The following is a 12,396-nucleotide window of genomic DNA, read 5'->3' as shown; positions in this document are numbered from 1 at the left end:
ACCGGCCCGACGGGCGTCACCGTGCCGGTGACAGGACCGCGTCCGCCATCAGGACGCGGCCTCCGATTTCCACGGTGCCGTCCGGTGCGGGTGCGGTGAGGATCTGGGAGCCCCGTCCCTGTGTGATGTTGAGCGCACGGCCCAGTTGCGCGCTGAGCAGCAGCGCCGCCGCCCCCGTCGCCTCGTCCTCGACGATTGCCCCGGTGCGAGCCCCGGCTCCACCGGAGCGGCTGACATCGCGCTCATCAACGCGCCGCGGGAAGGCCCGCGCCCTCACCCGACCCGCCGCCTCGTCCTCCCACGCCCAGACGTAGAGCCAGCCCTCCCCGGGCGGTGGCCCGTTCAGCGCCTCGACCTCGGCAACGGATGCATACCGCTCCAGCGTGCGCGGCGGCGCCCACTCGGGGCGCGCGGTGATCCAGGTGAACTCGCCGTCCTGGCGGGCGAAGACATCCCCGACCGGCAGTTCCAGAATCTCCAGATCGAGCAGCCAGGCGACGCCCACGAGCGGATGCCCGGCGAAGGGCAGCCGAAGCCCCGGCGTGTAGATGTCGACGTGACCGCGCTCGGGATCGTCGACGAACACGGTCTCGCTGAAACCGAGTTGCCGGGCAAGCGCATGCCGGGACGCCTCGTCGGGGTACGCACGCCCGTCGCGTACGACCCCGAGGGCGTTGCCCTGTCGGCCGTCGGGGCCGCAGAACACCCGCACGACGTCGATGCCCGCGGGTACGTCGAAGTCATTCACGTGCGCATTCAAGCATCGCGCGGGCGTCGGTCGCGCCGCAGGGCCGGAGCGGCGGGTCGCCGGTCGGTCGCGCCTGCGCCGGTCGTGGCGGAGCCACCCGAGTCGCCCAGGAGCGTGAAACGTCTGCGCGGCCCGGGAGCTCGGCGCCCCTGTCGAGGGCGAGCGGGGCGGCCGCTGCGGGCGGGAACGGAGCGTGCGGACGAGGGCGATCCCGCGGCGCCGTTCGCCGCACGGACAGGAACCCGGTCATTTGACCATTGATTGACCTTTTCTTGGGTTTTCCATGGGCTACCCGTGATCACCCCGCTCCCCTGCCCTCCAGGTGAGAGCTGAATCACTGCACGGGTGGGTATCGGTCAGGTAAGCCTCGGTTAAGTTAGGTTCGCCTCACCCGCCTTTGTCCAGCCCCAGTTCTTCCTCTCTTCAGCCTGTGTGGAGCCCGTATGCGAGCCGTTCGTTTCTCCGTCGTCACCGCTGTCGCCACCGCGGCGGCACTGACCGCTGTCACGGGCTGCGCCGAGAAGAGCGACGGCAAGGGCGACGGCGCGGTGAAGGTCACCGCGAAGGACGACTCCTGCGCGGTGTCGAAGAAGACCCTCCCGGCCGGTCACGTCGCACTGGCCGTGGAGAACAAGGGATCCAAGGTCACCGAGGTCTACGTCCTCTTCCCGGACGACCGCATCGTCGCCGAGCGCGAGAACATCGGCCCCGGCACCAAGGCCACCATCACCGCCGAGGTCAAGGCCGGTTCGTACGACGTCGTCTGCAAGCCGGGCATGAAGGGCGCCGGCTTCCGGCAGAAGATCGAGGTCACCGGCGGCACCACGGTCAAGCGGAGCCCCGAGATGGACAAGGCCGTTGCCGGCTACCGCACCTATGTGCAGGCGCAGGCCGACGAGACGCTGCCGAAGGTCAAGGTCTTCACGGACGCCGTTGCCGCGGGTGACATCGAGGCCGCGAAGAAGGCGTACGCCGACTCCCGCATCGGCTGGGAGCGCACCGAGCCGGTCGCCGAGTCCTTCGGTGACATCGACCCGAAGGTCGACGTCCGCGAGGACGGCCTGGAGGACGGCCAGAAGTGGACCGGCTGGCACCGCCTGGAGAAGGCGCTGTGGCAGGACAAGAAGCTCGGCGCCGAGGAGAAGGCCCTCGCCCCCGTCCTCTACAAGGACCTGGTCGACTGGCAGAAGCGGGTCGGCACGGCGGAGATCACCCCGACCTCGATGGCCAACGGCGCCAAGGAGCTCCTCGACGAGGTCGCCACCGGCAAGGTCACCGGTGAGGAGGAGCGCTACAGCCACACCGACCTGGTCGACTTCAAGGGCAATGTCGAGGGCGCGCAGAAGTCGTTCGAGCTGCTGAAGCCGATCGCCTCGAAGAACGACCCGGCGCTGACCGCCACCCTGGACAAGCAGTTCGCGGCGCTGAACACGCTGCTGGACAAGTACCGCAAGGACAAGAGCTCCTACGAGTTCACCTCGTACGAGAAGGTCGGCAAGGCGGACCGCAAGGAGCTGTCGGATGCCGTCAACGCACTGGCCGAGCCGCTGTCGCAGCTCGCCGCCGCGGTGACGAAGTAGCGGACGGGGAGGCACCAGGCATGTCCGAGAAGACCCAGAACACCGCCGGGACGGAAGCCGTCGGCGCGGACACCACCGAGGGGGCTGTCTCCGGCACCCGCGACCGCGCCCCGTCGCGCCGCGCGCTGCTCGGCTGGGGCGGTGCCGGGCTGGCGCTCGGCGCGGTCGCGGCCGGTGGCGCGGTCGCCGCGGTGCGCACGGAGAGCGATGCCGTGCCGGCCGCGGACAGCGGCGCCGCGGTGCCGTTCCACGGTGTGCACCAGGCCGGTATAGCCACCGCCGTCCAGGACCGGCTGCACTTCGCCGCGTTCGACGTGACGACGAAGGACCGGGCCGAGCTGATCGCCCTGCTCAAGGAGTGGACGCGGGCGGCCGAGCGGATGACGGCCGGTCATGCGGTCGGCGACGGGGCGTACGGCGGTCTCGCCGAAGCACCGCCGGACGACACGGGCGAGGCGCTGGGCCTCAAGCCGTCCCGGCTCACCCTCACCATCGGCTTCGGTCCCTCGCTGTTCGCCAAGGGGCGGTTCGGTCTTGAGGACCGGCGCCCGGAGGCGCTCGTCGATCTGCCGAAGTTCCCCGGTGACAATCTCGATGCGGCCCGCAGCGGCGGCGACCTGTGCATCCAGGCGTGCGCGGACGACCCGCAGGTCGCGGTGCACGCCATCCGTAACCTCGCCAGGATCGGCATGGGCCGCACCGCGATCCGCTGGTCCCAGCTGGGCTTCGGCAAGACGTCGTCGACGACGCCCGACGCCCAGACCCCGCGCAACATGATGGGCTTCAAGGACGGCACCCGGAACATCTCCGGCACCGACACCGCGGCCCTGGACAAGCATGTGTGGGTCGGCGAGAAGGACGAGGCGGGCTGGATGACCGGGGGTTCGTACCTGGTGGCCCGGCGCATCCGCATGCACATCGAGACCTGGGACCGGACCGGACTCCAGGAGCAGGAGGACGTCTTCGGCCGGGACAAGGGCGAGGGCGCCCCGGTGGGCAAGGCGAAGGAGCGCGACGAGCCGTTCCTCAAGGCGATGCTGCCGACCGCCCATGTGCGACTCGCCCACCCGGACAGCAACGACGGTGCGACGATCCTGCGCCGCGGCTACTCCTTCACGGACGGTACGGACGGTCTGGGCCGGCTCGACGCCGGACTGTTCTTCCTCGCCTACCAGCGCGATGTCCGTAAGGCGTTCATCCCGCTACAACGCCGCCTCGCGGCACACGACGCACTCAACGAGTACATCCAGCACGTGGGTTCGGCGCACTTCGCCGTCCCGCCGGGCGTCCGCGACAAGGACGACTGGTGGGGCCGGGCGCTGTTCTCGTAACGGGACTCGAAGCGGAAAAGGAGAACCGAAACGTGTTCAGCAACTTCCTGATCGGCCTGCGCGAAGGCCTTGAGGCGAGCCTGGTCGTCTGCATCCTCATCGCCTATCTGGTGAAGACCGGCAACAAGAGCAAACTGCTGCCGATCTGGATCGGTGTCGGCATCGCAGTCGTCGTCAGCCTGGCGTTCGGCGCCGGTCTCGAATTCGGTTCGCAGGAGATGACGTTCAAGGCGCAGGAGGCGCTCGGCGGTTCGCTGTCGATCATCTCCGTGGGCCTGGTCACCTGGATGGTGTTCTGGATGCGGCGCACCGCGCGGCATCTGAAGAAGGAGCTGCACGGCAAGCTGGACGCGGCGCTCGCGATGGGCACCGGGGCGCTTGTCGCGACGGCGCTGCTCGCGGTCGGCCGGGAGGGGCTCGAGACCTCGCTGTTCGTCTGGCGCGCGGTGCACGCCGCGGACGACGGCTGGCATCCGATGATCGGCGCGTTCCTCGGGATCGCCTCCGCCGTGATGCTGGGCTGGCTGTTCTACCGAGGTGCGCTGAAGATCAACCTGGCGAAGTTCTTCACCTGGACCGGCGGCATGCTGGTGGTCGTCGCGGCGGGTGTCCTCGCATACGGCGTCCACGACCTGCAGGAGGCCGAGTTCCTGGGCGGTATCCACAACCGGGCGTTCGACATCAGCGCCACGATTCCGCCGGACAGCTGGTACGGCACGCTGCTGAAGGGCACCTTCAACTTCCAGCCCGACCCGACCGTTCTTCAGATCACGGTGTGGGCGCTGTATCTGATCCCCACGCTCGCACTGTTCCTTGCCCCGGTAGGGTTCGGACGGTCAGTGGGGGCGACGGATCAGAAGGCGCAGAAAGCAACGGATGAGAAGCCTGAGGCCGATTCGGCTGGCGACGGGGCTCGCGGCAGCGACAGTGCTGAGCATGACGGCGAGCGGGTGCGTGACGGTGCACGGCGAGCTGGAAGTCGTACCGGCGGCGACGAAGTCTGAGGCCGCGAAGGCCCTCGCGGACTTCACCGCCGCGTACAACGCGGCGGACAAGGCCTACGATCCCGCGCTCGACGCGGACCGGGTGACCGGTTCGCTCGGCGCGATCAACCAGGCCGGTCTGAAGGCACGGCAGAAGAACAGCCCCGGCGGCAATGCCAACCACAGGCCGTTGGAGCTGACCGACGCCACCTATGTCATCCCGAAGAAGGCAGGCTGGCCGCGCTGGTTCGTCGCGGACACCGACTCCAACCGCGACCAGGACAGCGGGAAGCAGGACACCCGCTGGCTGATCGTCTTCCTGCGGTCCGGGCCCGACGCCGGGTGGCGGGCCGCCTATCTGTCCGTCGTGGCGCCCTCCGCGGTGCCCGCCTTCGCGAAGGACAGCGACGGGCGGGCCCGGCCGGTGGCCACGGACAGCAGTGAACTCTCCGTGGCACCCGAGGACTTGGGCACCCAGTACACGGAGTACCTGCAGAAGGGCGCGCCGGACGTGTTCGCGCCCGGGGTCGCCACCTCGGGCTGGCGGGACGCGCGCAGGACCACCCGCCAGGCGGGCTTCTCCTACCAGTACATCGACCAGCCGCTGGACAGCGGTACGTTCGGTCCGCTCGGCCTGGAGACCGAGGACGGCGGGGCGCTGGTCTTCTTCAGCAGCAAGCACTTCGAACAACAGACCGCGGCGAAGGGACTGCGTCCGCCCGTCAACGCGGATGTGCAGGCGCTGCTGACCGGTGAGGTGAAGACCACCCTCACCAAGGAGCGCGTCTCCAGCCAGCTGGTGTACGTCCCGAAGAAGGGCGCTGCGAACGGCGCCAAGGTGCTCATGCTGAACCGACTGCCGGGGCTCACGGCGGCAAAGGGTTCGTGACGCCGTGGCCCCGGGAACGGTGACGTGCGATCCGCTGGCCGTGATGGGGAAGACAGGGGCCGCAGGGCTCGCGTGAGGCCCCGCGCTCCGGCGTCAGCGGTTGAGCGGCCAGGCCACCGATCCGTGGTCGAGATCGCTCTGGTCCGCCATGTCGGCGTACTGCGCGCAGGCGTCGGTGAGCGTCTCCAGCAGCGTCAGCGGGTCCGGCAGCGGGTTCTCCGGCCCGCGGACCCAGTGCACATCCAGCTCACCGGGGAGCAGGGCGGGCGGCAGGAGCACGTAGCTGCCGCGGCAGTGCCAACGCAGTCCTGGATGTTCGTCCATGGTCTCGGGGTGGCAGTCCAGCTCGCAGGGCCACCACTCGTCCTCGTCCTCGGGGGTGCCGCGGGTGGCGGTGAAGAAGAGCATCCGGTCCTCGCCGGACACGGCCACCGGGCCGACGTGGACATCCGCGGCGAGGAGCCGCTCCAGTGCCTGGCTGCCCGCGGTCAACGGCACGTCGAGGACGTCATGGATCATGCCGGTCGCGGTGATGAAGTTGGCCTGTGGCTGGCTGCGGGCCCAGCGCTCGATCTGGGCGCGGTCGGTGGTGGACTGCGTCTGCCAGGCGAAGGAGACGGGGTGCCTGGCGGGAGTGGGACAGCCGATGCGTTCGCACGAACATCGGTAGCCGATCGGATGGGCGGCGGGCGCGACCGGCATTCCGGCCTCGGCGACGGCCAGGAGCAGCGCCTCCCGGGCGGTGTCGTCGACCGCGCGCTGCTGCGGTTTGGGTCGCCGGCGCAGCCATTGGGAAAACTTGCTCTCTGTGCCGCGAGAACGGCCGAAATCGGCGCCCATCAATCCCCTTACCTCAGCGTTGCCCCTGCCCTATGGTCCCACCATCCTGCGCCCCGGGTGGCCAGAGTCCTGAAGCGGGGGCGCCGACCGATGCATTGATCAGCGCTCTTTGCAATCTTTTGTCCGGAAATGACAGGCGTGGCTGTAACTGACTGGTGCTGCCACCGGAAAGGCCGGCCAGTGAACCTTTCCGGGAGGGGCACTGGGTGCGACCGTGCGGCACGGTGTGACTCAGCGAGCGGCCAGGCCGTGCAGCGCGTAGTCGACGAGCGCGTCCGCGTACGCGTGGGTGAGCGGCCGGGTACGCAGCAGCCAGCGATGGGTGAGCGGGGCGACGAGGAGCTCGAGGGCAATCCTCGGATCGATGTCGGCGCGCACGTCGCCCGCCTCCTGGGCGGCGCGCAGCCTGGTGACGTAGAGCTGCAGCTGCGGTTCGAGCAGCTTCTCGACGAATTCGGCGCCGAGTGCGGCGTCGACGATCCCCTCGGCGGCCAGCGCCCGGGTGGGCGCCTCGGTCACCGGGTCGTTCAGCTCGTCGACGGTGGCCCGCAGAACGGTCCTCAGGTCGGCCGCCAGGTCGCCGGTGTCCGGGATGGCGTACGCCGCCTCCCCGGCCTGCTCGGCGGCCCGGTTGCCGAGGTCGATGAAGGCCTCCATCAGGACGGCGGCCTTGGAGGGCCACCAGCGGTAGATCGTCTGCTTGCCGACACCGGCGCGGGCGGCGATGGCCTCGATCGTCGTCCTCGGGTAGCCGGCCTCGCCGACGAGGCCGAGTGCCGCGTCGTAGATCGCCCGGCGGGAGCGCTCGCTGCGGCGGCCGGGGTCGGGCGGCCTGTTCTCTGCCATGCCCGTCACGGTAGCAGCGGAGCGAGGCGAGACGTATCGTCTCCGCATCTCTCCGTAGACGTCACGGAGCATCCCGCAGAACCACCCGATCGGTTCACTGCGCGGTAGCCCCGAACGGCGCACCATGAGCTCACGCACAGACCCGTGCGAGCCCCGGCACCCCGCAGGCAACCCCTGCCGTCCGTGAGGAGCCCTCATTGCCTCGTGAAGCCACACCCTCATCGCTTCGTGAAGCCGCCGCCCCCTCGCCCCGCGAAGCCACTGCTCCGGCGTCCCGTCGTGAAGCCACCCCACGCCGCTACCTGATGTGCGCCCCCGCCCACTTCAAGGTCACCTACTCCATCAACCCGTGGATGGACCCGACCAAGCCGGTCGATCTGCCGCTGGCGCAGGCCCAGTGGGAGGACCTGCGCGACCGCTACCGCGCGCTCGGCCACACCGTCGAGCTGCTCACCCCACGCCCCGAGCTGCCCGACATGGTCTTCGCCGCGAATGGTGCCACCGTCGTCGACGGGCGGGTGCTGGGCGCCCGGTTCGCGTACCAGGAGCGGTACGCGGAGGCGGAGGCGCACCGGGACTGGTTCCGGGACCACGGCTTCACCGAGATCCATGAGCCGGACCACGTCAACGAGGGCGAGGGCGACTTCGCGGTCACCTCCTCGTACCTCCTGGCCGGGCGCGGCTTCCGGTCCAGCCCGCTCTCGCACGACGAGGCGCAGGAGTTCTTCGGCCGGCCGGTGATCGGCCTCGATCTGGTGGACCCGCGCTACTACCACCTGGACACGGCCCTCTGCGTGCTCGACGAGGAGGGCGACGAGATCATGTACTACCCGGGCGCGTTCTCGCCGGGCAGCCGGTCGGTACTGCGTCGGCTCTTCCCCGACGCACTGATCGCCGAGGAGGCGGACGCCGCCGCGTTCGGTCTGAACTCGGTCAGCGACGGCCTCCACGTACTGGTGCCGCAGGGCGCCGCGGGCCTCTTCGACCCGCTACGGGCGCGCGGCTTCGAACCGGTCCCGATGGACCTGAGCGAGCTGCTCAAGGGCGGCGGCAGTGTGAAGTGCTGCACCCAGGAGCTGCGGAGCCAGGGGGGCACACCCTAGGGCGCGTGTCGGCAGTCCCGCCGTCCGCCCGAAGGGCGGGCCCGGCGGCGTCCGGAGCGTGCGTGCCAGGCGTCGCGGGCCGGGCGCCCATTGTGTGAGCTCCTCTAAGGGCTGTTAAGGGCTGTCCTCGTCGTGGGGCGGCGGCCAGGCGTCGCCCCACGCGATGTCCCGGGCGGCCCGGTACAGCTCGCCGTGCCGCTTGGTGACCGTGGAGCGCTGGAGTGCCTCGTCGCGCGTGCACAGGTCCAGCAGCACCTGCCCCTTGCGGATCTGCGGCTTGCGGGTGACCCGGGCGCGCACCGGTTCGGTGGCGAAGCGGGTCGCCACGACATAGCTGAACTTCTCGTCCTCGTACGGCAGGGAGCCCCCCTTCACCTGCCGGTGCAGCGAGGAGCGGCTGACCCGGGCCGAGAAGTGGCACCAGTCGGTGCCCGGCTCGATGGGGCACGCGTCGCTGTGCGGGCACGGGGCGGCAACCGTCAGTCCGGCGGCGATCAGCCGGTCGCGGGCCTCGATGACGCGGGCATAGCCGTCGGGGGTTCCGGGCTCGACGATCACGACGGCCTGTGCGGCGGCCGCCGCGGTGTCGACCAGACCGGTGCGCGCCTGCGCCGTCAGTTCCTTGAGTACGTAGCTGATGGTCACCAGGTCCGTGGGGTCGAGCTCCAGTCCCGCGCCGATCCGGGCCCGCCGCCACTCGGCGGCGCGCAGGGCCTCGATGCCGGAGGCCTCGGCGAGCTCACGGCCGAGGGTGAGCGCCGGCTCGGCCCAGTCCAGGACGGTGGTCCGCTGGCCTTCCCAGGCCCCGGCGACGGCCCAGCTCGCCGCACCCGTGCCGCCGCCGATGTCGGTGTGCGTGGCGGGCGTCCACTCCGGAGCGGCCTCACGGAGGGCGGCGACGGCGGACCGTACCGCTTCGAAGGTCGCGGGCATGCGGTACGCGGCGTACGCGGCGACGTCCGAGCGGTCGCGGAGCACCGGGGCATCGGTGGGGGTGGCCCCCCGGTAGTTGGCGATGAGCCGGTCGACAGCCTGCGCGGCCTGCTTGGGCGGCAGCCCGTCGAGGAGTCCGGCCAGCGCCGTGCGCAGGGTTTCCGCGGTGGAGAGGGTGACGTTCACCGACGAATTGTAGGCGGATACGACCGGTTGTTCCCCGGTCGGCGCCTGCCCCGTCCCGCGCCCCGTCGTCCGGGACGGGACCTTCGCGGAACAGCGCCGGATCCGAACTCCTGGTAAACCCCGGCCAGTTGCTACGCTGACCGGCGCGACGCCAGGATTGCTCATCGGAGGGGACCATGAGACAGAAGATCGTGCGCCTGACTCTGGTTGCCGGTGTGCTCGTACTCGCCCTGCTGCTCCTGCTGGCCACGTGCGGTGCCGGGGGCAGCCAGGACACGAAGGACGCCGACAAGCCGACGAAACCGGTGCCGACGCCCACGGGTCCGGGCCCGGCGACGCAGCTCACGGTTCCTCCCGCGTACACCACACAAAGCGGCTGGGAGCTCGTCAACACCTCTCCCGACTACGCGATCTCCCGGACGACGGGACGCCTGGGCTATCTGCTGCGGGTCGGCGACAACCAGTACCGGCTGGAGACCATCGACTCGGAGACCGGGAAGGCGGGCTGGAAGGGCGAGAACTGGCGGCCGCCGGCTTCGAAGCACTCCCCGAAGCTGCTCCTGGTCACCAAGAACGACATGGAGTACTTCGTCACCTGGACGTACGGAAAGGTCGGCGTGAACGCGCTGACCCCGGCCGACACGATCGTCTCCCTCGATGTGTACGACGTGAAGGACGGCGCCCGGCGGCGCATCGAGGTGCCGTGGTCCTCCGCCCCGAGCGTCATCGCCTCCGGCCCCGACATCCTGATCAGCGACGGTCGGACGACCAGTGTCGTGGTCGACCCGGCGACCGGCCGGATCTCGAAGATCGCTCCCTCGGCGCTGAAGTACCCGAAGGACTGCCCGTCCTGCAAGCAGCTCACCGAGGTGTTCGGACTGACGAAGAAGGGCCTGCTGGTGAGCGGGGCCCGGGAGTTCTGGGTGCAGGGCGGCTGGTTCAGCCGGAACGTCGCCCCGAAGAACACCGACCGCACCAGCGGGATCCCGACGACCGTGGCCCCCGGCTGGGTGCTGGCCAAGTGGCAGCTCGCCAAGGGGCAGGAGCCGGCGAAGACCCATGACCTGTGGGCGGTGCACGACGCGGAGACGGGGAAACCGGTGGCCACGGTGGAGTGCAACAAGGTGGCCATCAAGCCGGGCCAGTACCCGCAGGCCGTCATGTCGCCCTCAGGGGGCTATCTGGTGGCCGGCAACCTCGCCTTCGACCTGACGGCCAAGAAGGGTTTCTGCCTGGAGGCACCGGACGGTTCGAAGCGACTGACGCTGGCCTCCGTCACGGACGAGGGCATCGCGTACGGCGCGACGAGCGTGCGCAACGCGACGGACGCCCTGAACGGTGGCGGCCGCCCGGTCGCCGTCGAGGTCGTCACCGGGACCCCGGAGGGACTGCCGTCCAATGTGCGCCTGCCGGGCGCGGAGGCGGAGGCAGGCGTCGGCGTGTTCCGGTGGACGGACGAGCTGGACCGGCTGCATCTGCTCGGCTACCCGCGCGCCCCCCGCTGAGCTCCGCCAAGGGCTGTCCCGGTGGGGACGAGAACGTGGGGAGTGCCCGGCGTCGCGGTCCCTGCCGTGGTCCGCCGGACACTCCCGGGTCGTTCCCGAGCTTCTACGACTGCCGTTGCCAGGGTCGGCACAGGCCCAGGAAGCAGACCATCGCGCCGACCGCGCACACGACCTGGACGACCGCCATCGGGACGGCCGTCTCCTCCCCCGCGATCCCGACGAGCGGTGAGGCGACAGCTCCGATCAGGAACGACGACGTACCGAGCAGCGCCGAGGCGGAACCCGCTGCGTGCTTGGTACGCATGAGCGCCTGGGCATTGGTGTTCGGCATCGCGAGCCCCATCGCGGACATCAGGACGAAGAGCCCGGCGGCGACCGGCACCAGACCGACCTCGCCGAAGACCCCGGACGTCATCAGCAGCAGCGCGAGCGCGGCGAGGACGATGACGCCGAGCCCGAAGCCGAGCGCCTTGTCCAGGCTGATCCGGCCCACCAGCAGCCTGCCGTTGATCTGGCCGACGGTGATCAGGCCGATGGAGTTGATGCCGAAGAGCAGGCTGAAGGTCTGCGGCGAGGCACCGTAGATCTCCTGGACCACGAACGGTGAGGCGCTCACATAGGCGAAGAGCGCGGCGAAGGCGAGGCTGCCCGCGATCATGTAACCGGTGAAGACCCGGTCGCCGAGGAGCCCGCGCATGGTGCGCAGTGCCTCGCCGATCCCGCCGGTGTGCCGTTCCTCCGGCGGCAACGTCTCGTGCAGCCACTTCCAGACGACGAGGGTGAGCACGACGCCGACGACGGTGAGAACGGCGAAGATGCCCCGCCAGTCGGTGAACCGCAGCACCTGTCCGCCGATCAGTGGCGCGACGATCGGTGCGACGCCGGAGATCAGCATCAGGGTGGAGAAGAACTTCGCCATCTCCACGCCGTCGTACATGTCACGGACGACGGCCCGGGCGATGACGATGCCGGCTGCGCCCGCCAGGCCCTGCAGGAGGCGGAAGCCGATGAGGAGTTCCGCGGTGGGCGCGAAGACGCAGATCGCCGTGGCGAGCACGTAGACCGCCATGCCGAGGAGCAGCGGCCGGCGCCTGCCCCAGCGGTCGCTCATCGGTCCGACGACGACCTGGCCGAGCGCCATTCCGGCGAGGCAGGCGGTGAGGGTGAGCTGGACGGTGGCCGCGGGGGCGTGCAGGGCGTCGGTGACTGCCGGCAGCGCCGGCAGGTACATGTCCATGGAGAGCGGCGGAAGAGCGGTGAGACCGCCGAGGACGAGGGTGACGAGGAGTGCGGTGCGTCGGGCCGCGGCGGTGGGGGCGGGCCCGGCACCGGTGTCGGGCCCGGCTGTGGCGTTCGATATGTCTGCGTGCTGGGCTCGGCTCACGCCGGTCTCCGGCATTCTCATCTCCAAATAGTTGAATCCGCCTCTATGCTCTCAGCTCAGCCGGAGTG

Annotated in this window: 11 protein-coding genes; 6 read left to right on the top strand and 5 right to left on the bottom strand. The window is 70.2% G+C overall.

Going from position 1 to position 12,396, the window contains the following annotated elements:
• Positions 1–16: 16 nt before the first annotated feature.
• Positions 17–748 carry a PhzF family phenazine biosynthesis protein gene (locus tag ACFU6I_RS02565; protein ID WP_384360548.1) on the bottom strand — a complete coding sequence of 244 codons (732 nt, stop codon included), beginning with the start codon at positions 746–748 and terminating at the stop codon, positions 17–19.
• A 443-nt stretch (positions 749–1,191) separates the two neighbouring features.
• Between ACFU6I_RS02565 and efeO the strand changes: the two genes are divergently transcribed.
• Genes efeO through ACFU6I_RS02545 form a run of 4 tightly spaced genes read left to right on the top strand, consistent with a single transcriptional unit; the run spans position 1,192 to position 5,531 of the window.
• Entirely contained in the window at positions 1,192–2,328 is a 1,137-nt protein-coding gene (efeO, locus tag ACFU6I_RS02560; RefSeq protein ID WP_384360546.1) for an iron uptake system protein EfeO, read from the top strand.
• Between the two features lie 20 nt (positions 2,329–2,348).
• Positions 2,349–3,659, top strand: a complete 1,311-nt coding sequence (gene efeB / locus ACFU6I_RS02555) for an iron uptake transporter deferrochelatase/peroxidase subunit (RefSeq protein WP_384360544.1) — start codon at positions 2,349–2,351, stop codon at positions 3,657–3,659.
• 32 nt (positions 3,660–3,691) lie between these two features.
• Positions 3,692–4,663, top strand: coding sequence for an iron uptake transporter permease EfeU (gene efeU / locus ACFU6I_RS02550; RefSeq protein ID WP_384360602.1), 972 nt, complete (start codon positions 3,692–3,694; stop codon positions 4,661–4,663).
• The gene (locus ACFU6I_RS02545; protein WP_384360542.1) at positions 4,596–5,531 is read left to right on the top strand and encodes a hypothetical protein; all 936 of its coding nucleotides are present in this window, start codon (positions 4,596–4,598) and stop codon (positions 5,529–5,531) included. The genes efeU and ACFU6I_RS02545 overlap by 68 nt, the downstream gene beginning before the upstream one ends.
• Positions 5,532–5,624: 93 nt before the next feature.
• Here ACFU6I_RS02545 and ACFU6I_RS02540 read toward each other — a convergent pair whose 3' ends face one another.
• Together ACFU6I_RS02540 and ACFU6I_RS02535 are read right to left on the bottom strand one after the other, a co-directional pair.
• Positions 5,625–6,371, bottom strand: a complete 747-nt coding sequence (locus ACFU6I_RS02540) for a bifunctional DNA primase/polymerase (RefSeq protein ID WP_384360540.1) — start codon at positions 6,369–6,371, stop codon at positions 5,625–5,627.
• Positions 6,372–6,602: 231 nt separating this feature from the next.
• Positions 6,603–7,217 carry a TetR/AcrR family transcriptional regulator gene (locus ACFU6I_RS02535; RefSeq protein WP_327246702.1) on the bottom strand — a complete coding sequence of 205 codons (615 nt, stop codon included), beginning with the start codon at positions 7,215–7,217 and terminating at the stop codon, positions 6,603–6,605.
• Positions 7,218–7,414: 197 nt separating this feature from the next.
• On the opposite strand from ACFU6I_RS02535, the gene ddaH reads away from it, so the two are divergent.
• Positions 7,415–8,320 carry a dimethylargininase gene (gene ddaH, locus ACFU6I_RS02530; protein ID WP_384360538.1) on the top strand — a complete coding sequence of 302 codons (906 nt, stop codon included), beginning with the start codon at positions 7,415–7,417 and terminating at the stop codon, positions 8,318–8,320.
• 114 nt (positions 8,321–8,434) lie between these two features.
• On the opposite strand, the gene ACFU6I_RS02525 is transcribed toward ddaH, so the two are convergent.
• Positions 8,435–9,439 carry a small ribosomal subunit Rsm22 family protein gene (locus ACFU6I_RS02525; RefSeq protein ID WP_384360536.1) on the bottom strand — a complete coding sequence of 335 codons (1,005 nt, stop codon included), beginning with the start codon at positions 9,437–9,439 and terminating at the stop codon, positions 8,435–8,437.
• Positions 9,440–9,615: 176 nt separating this feature from the next.
• Between ACFU6I_RS02525 and ACFU6I_RS02520 the strand changes: the two genes are divergently transcribed.
• Positions 9,616–10,944: a hypothetical protein gene (locus tag ACFU6I_RS02520; protein ID WP_384360534.1), complete on the top strand. Its 1,329-nt coding sequence runs from the start codon at positions 9,616–9,618 to the stop codon at positions 10,942–10,944.
• Positions 10,945–11,047: 103 nt separating this feature from the next.
• Here the strand turns inward: ACFU6I_RS02520 and ACFU6I_RS02515 are convergent, their stop codons facing one another.
• Complete coding sequence (locus tag ACFU6I_RS02515; protein WP_384360600.1) at positions 11,048–12,343, bottom strand: multidrug effflux MFS transporter; 1,296 nt, start codon at positions 12,341–12,343, stop codon at positions 11,048–11,050.
• Positions 12,344–12,396 lie beyond the last annotated feature (53 nt).

It is taken from the genome of Streptomyces sp. NPDC057486 (genome assembly GCF_042802415.1).
GTDB classification, from domain to species: domain Bacteria; phylum Actinomycetota; class Actinomycetes; order Streptomycetales; family Streptomycetaceae; genus Streptomyces; species Streptomyces yanii.
The sequence above is the reverse complement of the archived record's forward strand: the minus strand, read 5'-3'. Positions and strand labels throughout refer to the sequence as shown.